The following is a 17,876-nucleotide window of genomic DNA, read 5'->3' on the forward strand; positions in this document are numbered from 1 at the left end:
TCATGAAATATGACGTTTTAATTGTCGAAGATGAAGATGATATCCGCGAGATGATTGGCGGTATCTTGCAAGATGAAGGATATGAAACACGACTTGCAGCAACAAGTGAAGAAGCTTTGGCGGAAGTAAAATTTCGCAAACCCTCCCTGATCATTCTCGACGTTTGGCTGAAAGGAAGTTCAATGGATGGCATTGAGCTCTTAGATAAATTCAAGTCAACGCACACAGAGCTTCCGGTTATAATTATAAGTGGACATGGCACCGTTGAAACTGCTGTCTCAGCTATTCGCAAGGGGGCATATGATTATATCGTTAAACCTTTTAAGGCAGATAAGCTTTTAGTGACCGCAAGCCGCGCCCTTGAAAATGCCAGGTTGCGCCGCGAAAACGCTGAGCTAAAAGGCAAAGCGCCTTCTGATACAGAACTTGTCGGCACGTCTCCTCAAATTATACAGCTAAGGCAAAAAATTACCAAAATTGCAGCCACCAATAGCCGCGTATTGATTTCAGGCCCTTCAGGTTCGGGTAAAGAACTGATAGCGAGAATGTTGCATGGACATTCTTCACGTTCAAAAGGTCCTTTCAAAGCTGTAAATGCGGCATCTATGGTACCAGAGCGCGTTGAAGAGGAGCTTTTTGGCGCTGAAGATGATGAGGGTCATGCCACGACAGTCGGCTTATTGGAACGGGCCCATAACGGGACGCTTTATCTGGATGAAGTCGCTGACATGCCCATGGAAACACAAGGGAAGCTATTACGGCTCTTGGTTGAACAGCGCTTCAGGCGCTTGGGCGGCAAGGATGATGTTCAGGTTGATGTTCGCGTTATAACCTCGAGCTCACGCGACCTTGCTCAAGATGTGGAGCATGGCCGCTTCAGGGAAGATTTGTATCACCGCTTAAATGTCATGCCGTTAGACGCGACACCCTTAAGCGAAAGGCGCGAGGATATTCCGGCTCTTGTTGAACATTTTATTGCGCAGCTCGCATCATCTACAGGATTACCGTCACGGCAAATTGGAGAAGATGCAATGGCAGCCTTACAAGCTCATGATTGGCCCGGTAACGTAAGGCAACTTAGAAATAATGTTGAACGGCTTTTAATTTTAGCAACTGGAGAGCCATCACAGCCCATTACGCTGGCGACATTACCGCCGGAAGTTTCCGTCGTGAGAACATCGCAAGGCGCAAATGAAAATGAGAAAATTATTGCCATGCCGCTCAGAGACGCGCGTGAACATTTTGAACGTGAATATCTACAGGCTCAAATAGACAGATTTGGAGGCAATATCTCCCGTACGGCTAGCTTTGTCGGAATGGAGCGTTCGGCCTTGCATCGAAAACTCAAATCTCTAGGATTAGGCGCAAATGGCCGTGATGTTTAATCACCGCTAGAGCGAGGGTTTAGATAGATGAGAGTTATCATATGCGGCGCGGGGCGCGTGGGCTATGGCCTCGCAGCTCGGTTGGCGGCAGAGAACAACACAGTCACCGTTGTTGATTTATCGCCCGAACTTATTCGCCAAATCACCACTGATCTCGATGTCCGCGGCGTTGTCGGTCACGGTTCTCATCCTGAAGTCTTAAAACGAGCAGGCGTCGAAAGTGCCGATATGGTTATCGCTGTAACTTATTCTGACGAAGTAAATATGATAGCTTGCCAGGTGGCTCATTCCTTGTTTGATGTTCCGACCAAAGTCGCAAGGGTGAGGGCGCAAAGCTATTTAGAAAATGAGTATAATGATCTCTATAGCCGCGAGAACATGCCAATCGATATAATCATTTCGCCTGAAATTGAAATCGGGCGCGCCATTCTGCGCCGTTTAAACACTCCAGGGGCTTTCAACGTCGTTAGCTTTGGTGAGGGTCGCCTTCAATTATTAGGCGTAAAAATCAATGAAGATTGTCCAATCGTTGACACACCGATAAAACAAATTTCAGATCTGTTCCCCAGTCTACATTCTGCCATAGTTGGGATTAAACGGGGAGATGAAATATTCGCGCCATTGTCTGATGATCCTTTAAATGTCGGCGACGAGACTTACTTTATTACGCAATCTGCTCATTCTACGCGGCTTTTAGAAATTCTTGGCGCCAGAGACGATAAAGCTCGGCATGTTGTGATCATTGGCGGCGGAAATATCGGCTCATTCGTGGCGAAAGAGCTAGAATCTATTTCTGGAATGCGGGTGCGCATTATTGAAAGAAATAAAGAACAGGCAGAAATCGCAGCAGAAACTTTAAAGCGGACTGTGATCTTAAATGGCGATGCCATGGATGCAAGCATTCAAGAAGAAGCGGGCGTTGCTAATGCTGAGATGGTTATTTGTCTGACCAATGATGATAAAACTAATATTCTTTCGGCTGTATTAGCCAAAAAACTCGGGGCTAGTCATACGATTAGCCTTATCAATGAAGTTTCCATGCAGGACATGCAGTCTGAATTAGGGATTGATATGATTATTGACCCTCGTGCCAGTACAATTTCCTCGATATTACGACATGTTAGGCGCGGGCGAATTTTGGATGTATATTCCCTAGAGCAAGGACGTGCAGAGGTTATGGAAGGCGCCGTTTTGGAAACATCACCGTTAGCCGGAAAAACCCTGCAAGAGGCAGGAATTATTGATGGCGTTTCAATCGGCGCAATTTTGCGTGAGGCCAGCGTTTTATTCCCAACCCCCGATACAATTGTCAAAGCAGGCGACCATGTTGTTCTATTTGCTGAAAAATCTGCGATGAAGGGTATTGAACAAATGTTCCGCGTCAGCTCGGATTATTTCTAGGCCGCTTAATGGCTATTACGCGGATAATTTTATGGTTGGGGAACACATTTGTTCTCTGTGCAATGCTATTGGCAGTAACAGCCCTTTTCGCTGCGATAATGCTCGAAGCCTTACCCGCAGTTCACTTCGCTGCGATCGCTGCAGCTGTTGGAATATTAGGGGTTTTACTGATAGCAACCACTTTTAACACGCCCGCAAGAGAGACAAATGCGGATGCCCTTATTTTCCTTTTATCGTTTTGGATTACTGTTCCAGGTATCGCTGCACTGCCATATCTTTCATTGGGAGTGTCAGAAAGTTTAAGCTCCGCTTATTTTGAAGCAGCTTCGGCCTTTACAACGACGGGTGCCAGCGCTTTAGACGTCGATGATTTGCCAAGAGCTTTATTATTTTGGCGAGCTCTCTTACAGGGTTTTGGTGGTGTTTGCGTTGCCACATTCGCCGTGGTAATTTTGGCGGCCTTAAATCTTGCGGGCACGGGCATTCACCGATCTTTACTTTTTACGCTTAAGAAAGGCGAGCTCTTTGAGAGGCTCATTGGTATTGGTAGGGTTATAGCCGGTATTTACATCTTTTTGGCCTGCATCTGCTTTATAGCTATGGTCATAACTGGAACTCCTACTTTCGAAGCCCTAACGCTTTCACTCAGTGCCATCAGCACAGGTGGGTTGACGCCGCGTAGCGGAGCGCTTGCAAATTATGTGGGACCCATCAGCGCTGTTGTGTTGGGAATTTTCTGTATGCTCGGCGCTATGAATATTGCCATAATCTGGGATGTTCTGAGATTGAGGCGTTTGCGCAACATCACTATTTTACTAGGAAATTATGAGCATCGGGGTCTTTTTGTTATCATCGGTCTGCTGTGTTTATTTGGTATTATTTATGTAGGGGCCTCTCATGCTTTCACTGTTATTGTTGAGAGCATATATTTCGTCAGTACGGCGGGGTTTGATTATAATGTGATTGGGTTGGAAATGTTGCCGCCAGTCGTCTTGATCGCCGTGGCCCTGATTGGCGGCTCAGCTTTGTCCACAGCTGGCGGGGTAAAAATTATTCGTATGCTCCTGCTTTTCAGGCATCTGGCCACGGATATGAGCCGCTTGACCCATCCGTCGCGGGTTGTTCCTGTTTCATTTAAAGGTCAACATATTCCTGACAGGGCTTTCCTGTCGATCTGGATGTATTTTTTCGGATATACCTTAGTCTTCGGGCTAGGGGTACTAGCTCTCGGCGCAACAGGGCTTGTTTTTGAGGATGCTGTGGTGACGGGGGCTGCGTCTTTGAGTAATATGGGACCTTTATTATCCTATGTATTGCCGGAAAGCAGCGTGACTTACGCGCAATTTACAGACGTGCAGAAACTTGTCTCAGCCATATTCATGTTGATTGGCCGTGTTGAGGTTCTGGCCGTCCTTATTTTGTTCACGCCGTCCTTTTGGAGACAATAAAGTGTCAGCCTAGGTTAATACTGCTAAATCTAGTCTTTTCTATGATTTATGCACTTGCACGAAGGCCCAAGCCCTATCTATGTAAGCGTGTGGTTGTGACCAACGAGTCGCGTAAAAGTACTATAAAAGGACGAATACAATGCCTGCTGATAAAAAACAAAACCTCCAAGATACATTCCTCAATTCTGTACGGAAAACGAAAACACCGCTCACTATTTTTCTCGTCAACGGCGTAAAGCTTCAAGGTGTCGTGACATGGTTTGATAATTTTTGCGTTCTTCTGCGCCGCGACGGCCAGATTCAACTTGTTTACAAGCACGCAATTTCAACAATTATGCCTTCAGGACCTGTTTCAATGTTTGATGCGGAAAAAGATGAAGATTAAACGTCTATGATTAAACGAGACACGCCCGTAGAAAAAGCGCTTGTCCTCCACCCCCGTTTTCCCAATGTACGGGCCAGTGATGCTGATTATGATCTGGAAGAGGCCGTTGGCCTAGCAGAGGCGCTTGGCGTGGAAACCATGGCCTCGCGTATTATACCAATACGTGACCTTAAAGTGTCTAATTTTTTCGGCTCAGGACAAATTGAAGACATTGGGGCTGAACTTAAAGCGCATGAGGCCAGCGTTGTAATTGTTAACGGGGTGCTGTCTCCGGTCCAGCAACGTAACCTCGAACGGATATGGAAAGCCAAAGTCATCGATAGGACCGGCTTGATACTCGAAATTTTCGGGCTTAGAGCAGCAACCAAAGAAGGTAAGCTTCAAGTCGAGCTTGCACGACAAGGTTATGAGCGCTCACGGCTTGTACGCACATGGACTCACTTGGAACGTCAACGAGGCGGAACTGGCGGCCTCGCAGGGCCCGGCGAAACTCAGATTGAGAGTGACCGACGTGTTTTAAATGATAAAATGACCAAGCTTAAAAGAGAGCTTGAACAAGTTCGGCGCACACGAGGATTGCAGCGTCAAAAGCGCAAACGTGCGCCGGAACGTGTTGTCGCACTTGTCGGTTACACCAATGCCGGAAAGTCAACGCTATTTAATCTTCTCACGGAAGGGGGCGTGTTTGCAAAAGACATGCTCTTTGCGACACTCGATACAACGCACCGTATTTTGACGCTTCCGAGCGGGCAATCCGCCGTATTGTCAGATACGGTAGGATTTATTTCCGATCTTCCCACAGATCTCATTACGGCTTTCAGAGCGACACTTGAAGAAGTCAAAGAGGCGGATTTACTTATCCATGTTAGAGATATATCCGATCCTCTCACGGAACGCCGCCGCGAGGAGGTAATGCAGGTTCTGGATCAGATAAATGCCGGTCCCGAACATAATCAAGACATTATTGAAGTTTGGAACAAGGTTGATCTGCTCGGCGATGTCCAATTAGACTCTATTTCAGAACGTTCTGAAGCATCACAAGAGTTAGAAGATATGATTCCCGCTTATCCTGTGAGCTGCCATAAGAAAACCGGCTTAGATGTATTGCAAAGCGGGATCGAAGCCATGCTGACTAAAAGTGATGAGATTATAAGCGTAGAAATCCCGCCCCAAAAATATGACGTGCGGGCTTGGCTTCACAAAAACGGTTATGTGATTAGCGAAAAAACCCGCCGTAACGGAAATTGTGAAATGGATGTGCGCTTATCAGAATCCGATGCAGGGAAACTTAGAGCCAGACATAGCGAGCTCGTGACTTAGACCTTTTTCGCGGCTTGCCAGAGCGTTTCCATCTCGTCTAATGACATATCATTGACGTTTTTCTGATGCGCCTTTGCTTCCGTTTCAATAAATTTAAAGCGCATTGTAAATTTCGAATTTGTCCGGCGCAAAGCAAGCTCAGGGTCCACATCAAGTTTGCGGGCGAGGTTTGTGACGGCAAATAATAAATCGCCAATTTCATCCTCAATAGCATCGTGATCTTTTGACATGGCAGCGTCGGCAACTTCTTGGGATTCTTCAATTATTTTATCTATGACGCCGTCAAGATTAGGCCAGTCAAAGCCAACACGGGCAGCTCTTTTTTGTAGTTTGGCGGCGCGCATCAATTCAGGTAGGGCAAGCGGAACATCATCAAGTATGCTGGAATGCCCTTTGGCATCTCGCTCAGCCGCTTTGGTGTCTTCCCAGGAAACAGTTTGTTCTTGCGCTGTACGATCATCGGTAAATTCAAAGACATGGGGGTGGCGGTCAACCATCTTGCGCGTCAGGTCATCGCAAACATCATCAAAGTCAAAATCTGCGACCTCACTCGAAATCTTTGTTTGGAATATGACTTGGAATAACAAATCACCAAGTTCTTCACGTAATGACACCATATCCTTGCGGTCAATAGCCTCGGAGACTTCGTAGGCTTCCTCAATCGTGTAAGGCGCTATTGTTTCAAATGTCTGTTCAGCATCCCAAGGACAGCCCACACGCAGCTTATCCATAAGCGTTTTTAAGCGTTCAATTGGGGTTGTGCCCAAGAATGTAATGTCCGTCGTCACTGCTTAGGACTCCGAAGAGCGTGGATAACCAACCCACCTAATACTAGCGCACTAACGCCATAACATGCCCATATATAGATAGCATTTTTCCCAAAATCGAGCATTAGAAAGTCTCTATCGTGGCTTGAGCTGCGGGCGCTTTTTGATCCCTTGCTTTTCGGCTTCTAATAATATCGGCTTCAATACCCCGTAATGAAAGCCACCCAAATAAAAAGCTATAAGCCGCGACCATCATCATGAGAGGCCAGAGAATTTCAGGCGGCATTCCAGGCGCTCCTGGGGTCGAGAGACTTGCAGGCTGATGTAAGGTGTTCCACCAATCCACAGAGAACTTAATAATAGGAATATTTATGAAGCCAACCATGGCCAGAATTGCGGCAAGTCGGGCTGCCTTTTTCCGCTCGGGAATAACTGACCAGATCGCCAGATAGCTAACATAAATAAAAAATAAAATCAGAACAGATGTCATGCGGCCATCCCATTGCCACCAAGTTCCCCAAGCGGGTTTCCCCCAAAGACTGCCTGTGATTAGCGCTAAAAATGTAAAAGCCGCGCCGGGCACAGCAAAGCTTTTTGCGGCGCTATCCGCCAAAGGGTGACGCCAAATGAAGCTTACAACACTGGCGATTGTCAGAGCCGTATACGCCATCATAGCACACCATGCAGCAGGGACGTGGACATACATCATGCGAACCGCTTGGCCATGCTCTATGGCTGGAGGGCTTTTAATAAGGGCCAAATAAAGTCCCCATATCATCGTAAGGATTGTAAGAGCGCCAAAAACAGGTGTTGCTATTTTTGAAAACTTCAAAAACCGAATAGGATTTGCGAGATAATTTATCATGTCCTATTCCAAATGAGCATTAAGCGCTGCAGCGGCTGCTGGAAGTCCTACAGCAATCGCGATTAAACTTAAACCAACAACTATGCGAAATTCTACCGCAGCAAAGCCGGAACTTTTATATCCTGCTATAGCTTCAAGACCAAATATAAGTACGGGTATCAAGAAAGGTGTCGTAATCAGCACAATCAAGAAACCGCCTCCGCGGCGGCCCGCTAAAATAGCGCTGGATAAGACCCCATAAGCAGCTAAGGCAGGTGTGGATAAAGCTAATGAGGCGAAGGTGGCTGTGACCACATTGGGAGCCATATCAAAGACAAGAGCCGCGAGCGGTGCAGCAAGCAGCAATGGCAAAATAGACACAAGACTAAAGCTTATGGCCTTCGCTGCGCATAGGCTAACAAAACTAGCATCTGAAATTTTGTATTGCGCTAAGTTTCCGTCTGAAAAGTCTTCTTGGAAAATGGCCAGAAATGACAGCATAGCCGAAAATATAACGGCAAGCCAAATGAGAGCCGGGGCGAGGGGGCGCATAATATCAAGCGAGCCTCCTAAGGCAATTGCGCTGAGGGCTATAAAAACAGCGAAAAAAAACACGCCGTAGAGCCAAGCGCCTCCTGACCTCAGCGCTAATCGGACATCACGCCTGACAATTGCCGAAATCATGCTGCTGCTCTCAAGACAAGTTTGCGTGTATGGGCGCTAAGCTTTCGGGTTGTATCGTGCGAGGCAATAACGGCGATTCCTCCGCGCTCTGCATGTCGGCTGATAAGCTCATCAATGAGCTGTGCGCCCGTTTTATCCATTGCCGCTGCAGGTTCATCCATTATCCATATTGGTTTTTGGCTAATAATGAGCTTTGCAAGAGCGAGGCGGCGGTTTTGACCCGCTGACAGATCCCGCGTTGTTATTTTGGTAAAATCGGCTAAGCCGACAAAGTTCAAGGCTTCAGACACTAAATGTTTTGAATTATAAATATTCGCCCAAAATCCTAGATCTTCCTCAGTCAATAATGCCGCTTTCGCGTAGCTCTTATGAGGTTGATAAGCAATTATCCTTGAGGCTTGAACAGCTTTTCCATTTTCGTTCCAACTTACAGTTCCGTGATCCGGGCGTCTCAAACCCGACAGAGCTTCGAGTAATGTCGTCTTCCCAATTCCATTATCACCCTGAGTCCAGAGAACGTCGCCCGATGTGAGTTTAAAAGACAATTCTTCAATAAGAGATCTATCGCCTCTCGATAGTGCAAGAGACTCTGTTTCAAGCTGAACCTGATGTGTCATATGCGGGAAGAGGGACTTCATTTCACTTATTTATCCTGTAACTGCGACAGCGTTATGCCTTGCACATTGACGCCTGTCACCCATATTACATTGCGACAGATCAAACGGAATTTTTATGACGCCTCCACATCAAAGACGCCGTATCGGCCTTATCATTATATTTGGAAGCCTGCTCGCGATAGGAACGGCGTTACTCTTATCTGCGCTGAAAGAGAATACTCAATTTTTTTATAATCCTAGTGACGTGGTCGCTGAAGGATTTGTGCCGGACTCGACTACATTCAGAATCGGAGGGCTAGTTCAGGAGGGCACTGTAACCAAAGACGGAGCATTGAAAACTCAATTTCAGATAAAAGATTTTGAACGCGATATGCGTAAACCTATGACGGTCAGTTATACGGGAGTATTGCCTGATTTGTTTCGAGAGGGGCAGGGTGTTGTCATTACAGGGTTTTTATCATCTCCCACATCTTTTGAGGCTGAAGAGGTTTTAGCTAAGCATGATGAAAATTATAAACCCGACATCAATTATGAATCAGAAAAAAGCTAATCGGCGCTTTTGAATTAAATCGTTACCTTAGAATTTAGACGTTTAGATGGGAAGTTCAGCTGATGTGGGGCAACCTCACTGCCCATCTAACTGTCCAAGGACAGAGTTTCAGATATATAGCCTTCTCTTAATAAAGATATGTGATTCACAGTTAATTTTGAATTTTATATCGAAATTAGCTTGAGCGCAGTCACAATTGACAGATTTATTCGACTTTGCTTTTGAAAACAGCGCCGCCTTTCATAACAAAATCCACGTGCTCTAACTCAGACACATCGCTTAGCGGGTTATTTTCAACTGCAATAATATCAGCCATCTTTCCGCTTTTCAAAGATCCAATTTGTGACTCCAAGCCAAACAATTTCGCATTATTTATCGTGGCTGTCTGTATCGCTTGTAGCGGGCTCATGCCCCATTTTACCATATAAGCAAGCTGCCGGCCATTATCACCATGGGGGTAAACACCTGCATCTGTGCCGTAAGCCATCTTGGCCCCAGCTTTAACGGCGGCCTGAAAACGTTCGCGCTGAATTTTTCCTACGGTGCGTTCTTTTGCGAGGCTTTCTTCCAAAATTCCGGCGGCTTCGCCCTCAGACAAAATATAATCAGACACATAAACATCCATAGAAAGATACGTGCCATTAGCTTTGACAGCGCGTATGCCTGCATCTGAGATAAAGCTGCTATGTTCAACTGAATCCACACCCGCTTCTATCGCCGTATTGATGCCCTCTTGGCCATGTGCATGAACCGCAACTTTCATGCCGAGCAGATGTGCTTCATCTACAATAGCTTTCATTTCCTCAAAGGCGAATTGTTGAGCGCCAACTTTGGTGCCTTTGGACAAAACACCGCCCGTGCCACAAAACTTTATAACTTTAGCGCCGAATTTTTTATTCTCGCGAACTTTGGCGCGAACCGCCCATGGGCCATCTGCTACGCCGCCGGCTTTTCTGCGGTTTTCGAAAGGTAGTAAATTATTGTCGCAATGACCGCCTGTGATCCCTATGGAACGCCCCGCCGGAATAATTGTCGGCCCCGGAACATCTCCGTCCTCAATTGCTTCCATCAAGTCCACATCCGTGAATCCAGGCGCACCAACATTTCGCACAGTTGTAAAACCCGCCATCAAAGTCCGCTTGGCATTACGAACACCCGTAATAGCCGCGCGCGGCGTGGAGCGCGTTAGGCGTTTATATCCGTGAACATTTGCATCACTGGTTAAGTGAACATGCGCATCCGTTAGTCCAGGAAGAACATACATGTTAGAAAGGTCTATGAAGTCTATATCTTCCTCCTCCATGTCTTCCATATCATTGAGCGTCAACACGTTACGAATAGTGTCTCCATCGATAATGATAAATCGGTCCTGCAGAAGTTTCCCGCTTTCCACATCCAACATTTGCCCAGCGTGAATAATAGTTGTCTTGTCACTTGCGTCTTGGGCATAACCCGCTGTCACAGATGAAAGACTGATAAATCCGGCTAAGGCAATCTTGCGCATGGTCAACTCCTGTTTAGTTGTTTACAGGCTGTAGGTACGTAACTATCGGGGCACAAATAGATTCGCGCGAAAAGGTAAATTGTGAATGATATGCCCGATATTAAGGCTGATATGATCATTGTCGGGGCAGGGCTCTCAGGCTTAATAACGGCTTGGCGGTGTCTTGATGTCCATCCAGAATTGAACGTGATTGTTATTGAGGCTTCTGACGTAGTGGGCGGTGACCATACATGGTCTTTTAATATGAGCGATATCCTTGAGCATCTACAAGATTGGATCAAACCGTTTATCGCCCATCAATGGGACGATTATGATGTCAAATTCCCAAAGCGAAAGCGCAGACTTGAGATAACGTATTGCACCGGAAATAGCGATACATTGCGGGCTTGCGTTCAGCCCCATATTGAGAGCGGGCGCTTAAAGGTTATGTCGGGAACACAGGCCCTTGATGTTCAGCCGTATCATGTGGTTTTAGAAAACGAACAGCGCCTTAGCGCGAAATGTGTTTTGGATGCCCGCGGCTTCAAGCCAAATGACGATGTTGTTCTCGGATATCAGAAATTTGTCGGGCATGTGATTAGGACCCAACATCCCCATGGTGTGAAGCGGCCAATAATTATGGACGCGACGGTTGAACAGCTAGGTGGTTACCGCTTTGTCTATTGTTTGCCTTACAGCGAAACTGAAATACTCGTCGAGGACACCTACTATACAGACGGATCTGAGCTTAAGAGCCAAGAGGTTGATGCGCGCCTCAAAGACTATATTCGCGATAGCCTTGGCGTAAAAAATTATAGCATAACACGGCGTGAGATAGGCGTTCTTCCTATCACACTCGCAGTAGACGAGGCGTTTGGAACTGACGTTAGCGGCGAGAAGACGGAGCCTGCCAAGCTAGGGATGACGGGGGGCTACTACCATGCCGTTACGGGTTACAGTCTGCCCGAAGCTGTCAAAAGCGCGAATGTCGTCTGCGATATGATAGAAAAAAACAAACCGGATTTTGGCGCCGCTGTCCTTCACGAAATGGCTTATCACCGCGTCGATCATTATCATGAGGAAAAGTTTCTGCGTTTACTAAATCGCATGTTATTTCGCGCGGCAAAACCGACTGAGCGTTACAAAGTCTTACAGCGGTTTTATGGTTTATCAGAAGGACTTATTGAGAGGTTCTATCGTAACCGCTTAACTAAATTAGATAAGCTTAGAATTTTAATCGGAAAGCCGCCTGTTCCCGTATCAAACGCATTAAAAAATTTAAGTGAGAGCGCTTTTTTAGAGCGTGAACGCAAATAGAAAGTATCCTCATGACAGTTCGTCCTGAACCTTCAAAATTTGACCGTACTGATACACGGCCTACAGCTATTGTTGTTGGCGCAGGCTTTGGCGGTATTGCACTCGCCATTCGACTCCAATCTATGGGCTTTCAAACAACACTTCTGGATAATCGGGATAAGCCGGGCGGACGTGCCTATGTTTATGAGATTGACGGTTTTAAATTCGATGGCGGCCCGACGGTCATCACCGACCCTGACTGCCTTGAAGAACTTTTCACGCTCTCTGGACGCGAGATGAAAGACTATGTCGAACTATTACCTGTGGATCCGTTTTATCGCCTGCAATGGGAGGACGGCGAAGTTCTGGACTATAATAACGACCAAGACTTCCTCGAAGAGCAAATTCGTAAACGTAATCCTGATGATGTTGAAGGGTATCGTAAATTCCTCGCTTATTCCCAAGACCTTTACAAAGAAGGCTATGAAAAGCTTGGGACAACGGCATTTCTAAAAATGAGCCAGATGTTCGCCGCCGCACCGCAGCTTATACGCTTACGTGCAGATCGCAGCGTCTATCAGCAAGTGTCAAAATATGTCAAAGATGAGAAAACGCGGCAGCTCTTATCATTCCAGTCTTTGCTTGTGGGAGGTAACCCCTTTGCGACAAGCGCGATTTATGCCCTCATTCACGCCCTAGAACGTAAAGGCGGCGTCTGGTTTGCCAAAGGCGGGACAGGCGCCTTAGTTCAAGGACTTATAAGTCTTTTCAAAGATATAGGCGGAGACCTTCGTCTTAATGCGGATGTTACCGACATCCATACGGAAGGCGACCGCGTTAAGGGTGTGGAAACAGCTGACGGTTGGAAGATGAGTGCTGACTTGGTCGCCTCAAATGCGGATGTCGTGCATACTTACTCTCAGCTCTTACGCAATCATAAGCGGGGCAAGGCCTATGGAAAAGCACTGAAGAAAAAGCGTCATTCCATGTCGCTCTTTGTTATATATTTTGGTCTCAAAACACCGACGCCAAAAGGCCTAAAGCACCACATCATCTTATTCGGTAAGCGTTACAAAGAATTGATAGCTGAGATATTTGGCAAAGGCGGTAAGCTTTCAGATGACTTCTCCCTATATATGCATGCGCCATGTGTTACCGATAAGAGCATGGCACCCAAAGGGAAGTCGTCCTATTACGTGCTCGCACCCGTACCGCATTTGGGTCATGCGGATCTGGATTGGGATGAAATCGGCCCGGCTTACACACAGAAAATTCTCGATTATCTTGAGGAGCACGCCATTCCGGGATTAAATGATAATCTTGAAGTTTTACATACGCTTACACCGTTTGGCTTTCGCGATATTATGAACTCTCATTTGGGGAGTGCATTCTCGGTAGAGCCCATCCTAACGCAATCGGCTTGGTTCCGTCCGCACAACCGCGATGATGTTATCGGCAATATGTATATCACAGGTGCAGGTACCCACCCTGGCGCTGGTGTTCCCGGTGTTGTTGGCGCCGCAAAAGCGACGGCGGGTGTTATTGAAGGTGACTTTTCAGATGCATTGTCTAAACTGACATCCAAAGGCTGGCCCAGTAACGCCTAGGCCGACAACAGGAAATTACTATGTCTCAACCTACTATGTCCAATGCAATGTCTGCCCTTCCGAATATGCTCGGCAATCTCGAACATGTGTTACGTAAAGCAGAAGCCAATGCGCAGGAGCGGTGTATCGACGCAGAGGTTATTTTGAACGCTCGCCTGGCGCCTGATATGTGGCCTCTTAAAAAACAGGTTCAAACTGTTGCAGAGCTCGCGAAAAATGCGCCTTACCGCGTTTCAGGTAAGGAGGCCCCTAATTATGAGGGGCATCCAGAGACGTTTGAAGAATGTTACGCCGTTTTGGCCAAAGCTAAATCAGACATAGCTAAAGTTCCTGCGGCAGATTTAGACGGAAAAGAGGCCCGCGAATTTTCTCTACAGATGGGGCCGCGTGAAATGGATTTCACAGGCATCAGCTATTTCTCTGGTTTTATTATTCCAAACACTTATTTCCATATGACGACAGTCTATAATATTCTTCGCCATAATGGCGTGCCGCTGGGTAAGTTTGATTTTTTTGGCGGAGCCTGACCGTAATCGTTCCCGTGGAACGATTACAAGGCGACGCCGAAATCGCTAGCGATTTCGGATAGCACCAACTCATGGATAAAATTACACAATTCGCCCACGCCTCAATAAAAAAAGGCTCAAAATCCTTCGCGCTGGCCTCGCGCGTGCTTCCGCCGGAATTACGTGATGACGCCTCAATGCTTTACGCATGGTGCCGCTATTGCGATGATGTTATTGACGGCCAAGAAATGGGCCACGGCCAAATTGTAGATTATAAAATCGGGCAGGGCGAACGGTTAGAGCAGCTCCGAAAAGATACGACTAATGCTTTGGCGGGAGTGCCTACAGATAATCCTGTTTTCGAAGGGTTAGCCCGTGTTGTGAAAACACATCAGATTGATCACAAACATCCTTTTGACCTACTCAAAGGATTTGAAATGGACGCGTCTGAACGTGTGTATAACTCTGTGGATGATATTCTGGACTATTCTTACCACGTGGCGGGTGTCGTTGGCGTGATGATGGCGAATATTATGGGCGTTAGGGATGACAAAACCCTCGATAGGGCCTGTGATTTGGGCCTCGCCTTTCAACTCACCAATATCGCGAGAGACGTGATTGATGACGCGCAAGCAGACAGAGTTTTTGTGCCGAAGGACCTGTTGATAAAACACAGAGCGCCGACCGAAGCGACAGAACTCGCTAGACCAGAAAACTGGCCTGCCGCCCACAAAGCCGCTTGTGACCAATTGGATATAGCTGAGCAATATTACGCTAGCGCCAAAGTCGGCATCAAAGAACTCCCGTTTCGATGCGCTTGGGCAATTAGCGCGGCCCTAGCGGTGTATCGCGAAATTGGAGAGAGATTGAGAACAGGCGGCCCCAAAGCTTGGGAAGGCCGCGTGAGTGCGAGTAAGGGACGAAAGATAGCTTTGGCGTTAGGGGCAGTTAAGCCTACTGTAGGACGGAAACGCACGAGTATTACTGGCAGAGATGGGTTCTATGAGAGACCTATAAGTTAGAGGATATACCCTCGTTGGGCATTAAGGGCATATGTTTTCAAAGTATCTGAAAGCGGGCCATCCTGAATATGGGCATTTTGTATATAACTCTGCAATTTTGGGCCATCTAAATATAATTGAGCATGCCCCAAGCCATGTAAAGCGCCTTCGACAACAGCAATGTTATTAGATAATGCACATTGCCCCATCACACCCAAGCATGCTTGCTGAATTTCAACTTGGCAGTTATAAGGAATACAAGCTACGTCCCAAAACATGTAACAAATTTCATTTAATTCGGAATTAGCTTTGTCCTTCGTCTTTTGCGAAATATGCCCAAGAATTGGCTCTGCATTCTTTTCAAACACATGTAGAATGAAACCAGAAAGGGCTTCGATTGTTTTAACTCGTTTTTTTAAATCAAGCTGTGTGTTTTGAAAAATGAAACCTAAATCACTAAAACTGGGGTTAAAAATATAATACAATCCATTTGCCAATTGATAACAATTATACTGTGATAAACATGAGTTGAAATCAGTGAAGGCAATATGAAGTATCTCAAGCGTTAGATTAGGGTCAGAATTTAGCTCTATCTCCGCGACAGAGTTCTCTGAATTTTGTTCGATATCAAAATATTGATTTGGCCCTAAAGAGCCATTGTTTCCAAAAATCATTTCAAAATATGATTCTTGATTAAAGATCATTTTTACCCCTGCTCCTCCAGCCATTTCTCAAGCCAATGAATATTGTAATCACCTTTTTGGAAGTCTTCATTATCGAGCAGGGCTTCGTGTAGCGGTATTGTCGTTTCAATGCCCGAAACTACCATTTCACCCAAAGCGCGGCGTAAGCGCAATAGGGCGCCCTCGCGGGTATTACCCCAAACAATGAGCTTGCCAATCAAGCTGTCATAATAAGGTGGGATGGAATAACCGCTATAAAGCGCACTATCGAGGCGCGTATTCATACCGCCTGGAGCGTGGAAATCGATAACTTTACCGGGCGAAGGAGCGAAAGTCTTCGGGTTCTCGGCATTGATACGGCATTCAATGGCATGGCCTTTAAATGTCACGTCTTTTTGGGTGTAATTTAACGGGAGGCCCGAAGCGACACGAATTTGCTCGCGTACTAAATCAATTCCTGTAATTTCTTCTGTCACAGGATGTTCGACCTGTAGGCGGGTGTTCATTTCAATAAAGAAAAACTCACCATTTTCATAAAGAAACTCAATAGTACCAGCGCCGCGATAGCCAATTTTCTTGACGGCTTTGGCAACGATATTACCAATCTTTGTGCGCTCCTTGGCAGTCAGACTCGGTGAGGGGGCTTCTTCTAGGACTTTCTGATTGCGGCGTTGTAGCGAGCAATCCCGCTCACCTAAATGCACGACATTGCAATGGGTGTCGGCAAGAACTTGTATTTCGATATGACGACCACCCGTCAGGTATCGCTCCAGATAGACTTCGCCATTACCAAAGGCCGCAATTGCTTCTTGCTGCGCTGCCGAGAGAGCTTCTTCGAGCTTATCCGGTGTTTCCGCGAGGCGCATACCGCGTCCGCCGCCGCCTGCCGCCGCTTTTACGAGAAGTGGAAAGCCGACCTTTTTGGCGACTTGTTTTGCTTCGGCATACGTATTTACAGAGCCATCTGAGCCCGGAACGACAGGAATACCTGCGGCCATGACGGTGTCTTTTGCTGAGATCTTATCCCCCATGATACGGATATGCTCGGCAGTCGGACCTATAAAGGCCATGCCATGCGCTTCAACGATTTCAGCAAATCGCGCATTTTCCGATAGAAACCCATAGCCAGGGTGAACCGCATCCGCACCTGTAATTTCGCAAGCAGAAATGATAGCTGGAATGTTGAGGTAACTTTCCGTGGCACTATTTGGGCCAATACAGACGCTTTCATCCGCGAGCCTTACATGCATGGCATGACGGTCAGCCTCGGAATAAACAGCAACCGTATTTATCCCCATCTCTTTACAGGCACGGTGGATGCGAAGTGCAATCTCGCCGCGATTGGCAATGAGGATTTTTTTAAATTTTGTTGAGCCAGGCATGTTTTAGGCGATAATAAAGAGAACTTCGCCGAATTCGACGGGTTGAGCATCTTCGACCAATATTTCTTCAATCTTGCCGGATTTTGTCGCCGTAATCGGGTTGAAGGTTTTCATGGCCTCAATCAAAACAATCGTATCGCCTTCTTTGACTTTGTCGCCGACTTTCACGAAGGCGTCCGCATCGGGTGAAGGCCGTGTATAGACCGTGCCAACCATAGGAGACTTCGCAGCCCCTGGATGCGCACTGGCATCGGCTTTAGTCGTGGGCGCGGCAACGGGTTGGCTTACACGCGCTGGGGCGCTCACTGCAGGCGCGAGTTGCGCCGGAGAGGGCGCCATGGCTTGAACAATTTGCCCTCCACCTTTGGCAACGCGTATTTTAAGGCTGCCTTTTTCCATTTCGATTTCCGTCAATCCAGTGTCATTCAGGATTTTGGCTAATTCGCGCACAAGCTTGGTATCTGTACTTGCGGTTTTTTTAGGTGTGCTCGCCATGAAGTGTTCTCTCTTTTGTCCG

At 46.8% G+C, this 17,876-nt stretch carries 19 protein-coding genes; 10 read left to right on the plus strand and 9 right to left on the minus strand.

Annotated features, from left to right (window positions below; all coding sequences use genetic code 11):
• Nucleotides 1-2: 2 nt before the first annotated feature.
• The 5 genes from ntrX (at nucleotide 3) to hflX (ending at nucleotide 5,939) form a co-directional block, all read left to right on the plus strand.
• Nucleotides 3-1,385 (plus strand): nitrogen assimilation response regulator NtrX, encoded by a 1,383-nt coding sequence (gene ntrX / locus F569_RS0100790; protein ID WP_026940614.1) that lies wholly within the window; start codon nucleotides 3-5, stop codon nucleotides 1,383-1,385.
• A gap of 27 nt (nucleotides 1,386-1,412) precedes the next feature.
• Nucleotides 1,413-2,786 carry a Trk system potassium transporter TrkA gene (gene trkA, locus F569_RS0100795; RefSeq protein ID WP_026940615.1) on the plus strand — a complete coding sequence of 458 codons (1,374 nt, stop codon included), beginning with the start codon at nucleotides 1,413-1,415 and terminating at the stop codon, nucleotides 2,784-2,786.
• A gap of 8 nt (nucleotides 2,787-2,794) precedes the next feature.
• Entirely contained in the window at nucleotides 2,795-4,234 is a 1,440-nt protein-coding gene (locus F569_RS18615) for a TrkH family potassium uptake protein (protein WP_051279044.1), read from the plus strand.
• A gap of 139 nt (nucleotides 4,235-4,373) precedes the next feature.
• On the plus strand, nucleotides 4,374-4,619 hold the full coding sequence (hfq, locus tag F569_RS0100805; RefSeq protein WP_026940617.1) for an RNA chaperone Hfq: 246 nt from the start codon (nucleotides 4,374-4,376) through the stop codon (nucleotides 4,617-4,619).
• Between the two features lie 6 nt (nucleotides 4,620-4,625).
• Nucleotides 4,626-5,939 (plus strand): GTPase HflX, encoded by a 1,314-nt coding sequence (gene hflX, locus F569_RS0100810; protein WP_026940618.1) that lies wholly within the window; start codon nucleotides 4,626-4,628, stop codon nucleotides 5,937-5,939.
• On the opposite strand, the gene mazG is transcribed toward hflX, so the two are convergent.
• From mazG to ccmA, 5 genes are read right to left on the minus strand one after another with little or no spacing between them, the layout of a single operon-like run.
• On the minus strand, nucleotides 5,936-6,727 hold the full coding sequence (gene mazG / locus F569_RS0100815; protein WP_233353552.1) for a nucleoside triphosphate pyrophosphohydrolase: 792 nt from the start codon (nucleotides 6,725-6,727) through the stop codon (nucleotides 5,936-5,938). The two genes, hflX and mazG, sit on opposite strands and share 4 nt — an antisense overlap.
• Nucleotides 6,724-6,831: a heme exporter protein CcmD gene (ccmD, locus tag F569_RS20025; RefSeq protein ID WP_084168683.1), complete on the minus strand. Its 108-nt coding sequence runs from the start codon at nucleotides 6,829-6,831 to the stop codon at nucleotides 6,724-6,726. The genes mazG and ccmD overlap by 4 nt, the downstream gene beginning before the upstream one ends.
• On the minus strand, nucleotides 6,831-7,571 hold the full coding sequence (gene ccmC, locus F569_RS0100825) for a heme ABC transporter permease CcmC (protein ID WP_026940620.1): 741 nt from the start codon (nucleotides 7,569-7,571) through the stop codon (nucleotides 6,831-6,833). The genes ccmD and ccmC overlap by 1 nt, the downstream gene beginning before the upstream one ends.
• Before the next feature lie 3 nt (nucleotides 7,572-7,574).
• On the minus strand, nucleotides 7,575-8,234 hold the full coding sequence (locus F569_RS15870) for a heme exporter protein CcmB (RefSeq protein ID WP_051279046.1): 660 nt from the start codon (nucleotides 8,232-8,234) through the stop codon (nucleotides 7,575-7,577).
• Nucleotides 8,231-8,872 (minus strand): heme ABC exporter ATP-binding protein CcmA, encoded by a 642-nt coding sequence (ccmA, locus tag F569_RS15875; protein WP_051279048.1) that lies wholly within the window; start codon nucleotides 8,870-8,872, stop codon nucleotides 8,231-8,233. Before ccmA ends, F569_RS15870 begins: the two co-directional genes overlap by 4 nt.
• A 94-nt stretch (nucleotides 8,873-8,966) precedes the next feature.
• Between ccmA and F569_RS0100840 the strand changes: the two genes are divergently transcribed.
• On the plus strand, nucleotides 8,967-9,401 hold the full coding sequence (locus F569_RS0100840; RefSeq protein WP_026940621.1) for a cytochrome c maturation protein CcmE: 435 nt from the start codon (nucleotides 8,967-8,969) through the stop codon (nucleotides 9,399-9,401).
• Between the two features lie 205 nt (nucleotides 9,402-9,606).
• On the opposite strand, the gene F569_RS0100845 is transcribed toward F569_RS0100840, so the two are convergent.
• Complete coding sequence (locus F569_RS0100845; RefSeq protein ID WP_026940622.1) at nucleotides 9,607-10,905, minus strand: Xaa-Pro dipeptidase; 1,299 nt, start codon at nucleotides 10,903-10,905, stop codon at nucleotides 9,607-9,609.
• Between the two features lie 90 nt (nucleotides 10,906-10,995).
• On the opposite strand from F569_RS0100845, the gene crtY reads away from it, so the two are divergent.
• The 4 genes from crtY to F569_RS15885 all read left to right on the plus strand — a co-directional run bounded on the left by crtY (nucleotide 10,996) and on the right by F569_RS15885 (nucleotide 15,315).
• Entirely contained in the window at nucleotides 10,996-12,201 is a 1,206-nt protein-coding gene (gene crtY / locus F569_RS0100850) for a lycopene beta-cyclase CrtY (protein WP_026940623.1), read from the plus strand.
• A gap of 11 nt (nucleotides 12,202-12,212) precedes the next feature.
• Nucleotides 12,213-13,787: a phytoene desaturase gene (locus F569_RS15880; RefSeq protein WP_051279052.1), complete on the plus strand. Its 1,575-nt coding sequence runs from the start codon at nucleotides 12,213-12,215 to the stop codon at nucleotides 13,785-13,787.
• A gap of 20 nt (nucleotides 13,788-13,807) precedes the next feature.
• Nucleotides 13,808-14,314, plus strand: coding sequence for a DUF1993 domain-containing protein (locus F569_RS0100860; RefSeq protein WP_233353553.1), 507 nt, complete (start codon nucleotides 13,808-13,810; stop codon nucleotides 14,312-14,314).
• Between the two features lie 71 nt (nucleotides 14,315-14,385).
• Nucleotides 14,386-15,315, plus strand: a complete 930-nt coding sequence (locus F569_RS15885) for a phytoene/squalene synthase family protein (RefSeq protein ID WP_034386999.1) — start codon at nucleotides 14,386-14,388, stop codon at nucleotides 15,313-15,315.
• Here F569_RS15885 and F569_RS0100870 read toward each other — a convergent pair.
• Genes F569_RS0100870 through accB form a run of 3 tightly spaced genes read right to left on the minus strand, consistent with a single transcriptional unit; the run spans nucleotide 15,312 to nucleotide 17,854 of the window.
• Complete coding sequence (locus F569_RS0100870) at nucleotides 15,312-16,022, minus strand: hypothetical protein (RefSeq protein WP_026940625.1); 711 nt, start codon at nucleotides 16,020-16,022, stop codon at nucleotides 15,312-15,314. The genes F569_RS15885 and F569_RS0100870 overlap by 4 nt on opposite strands.
• The gene (gene accC / locus F569_RS0100875; RefSeq protein ID WP_026940626.1) at nucleotides 16,001-17,359 is read right to left on the minus strand and encodes an acetyl-CoA carboxylase biotin carboxylase subunit; all 1,359 of its coding nucleotides are present in this window, start codon (nucleotides 17,357-17,359) and stop codon (nucleotides 16,001-16,003) included. Before accC ends, F569_RS0100870 begins: the two co-directional genes overlap by 22 nt.
• Nucleotides 17,360-17,362: 3 nt before the next feature.
• Nucleotides 17,363-17,854 (minus strand): acetyl-CoA carboxylase biotin carboxyl carrier protein, encoded by a 492-nt coding sequence (accB, locus tag F569_RS0100880; protein ID WP_026940627.1) that lies wholly within the window; start codon nucleotides 17,852-17,854, stop codon nucleotides 17,363-17,365.
• Nucleotides 17,855-17,876 lie beyond the last annotated feature (22 nt).

The organism is Hellea balneolensis DSM 19091, assembly GCF_000428525.1.
Classification (GTDB): domain Bacteria; phylum Pseudomonadota; class Alphaproteobacteria; order Caulobacterales; family Maricaulaceae; genus Hellea; species Hellea balneolensis.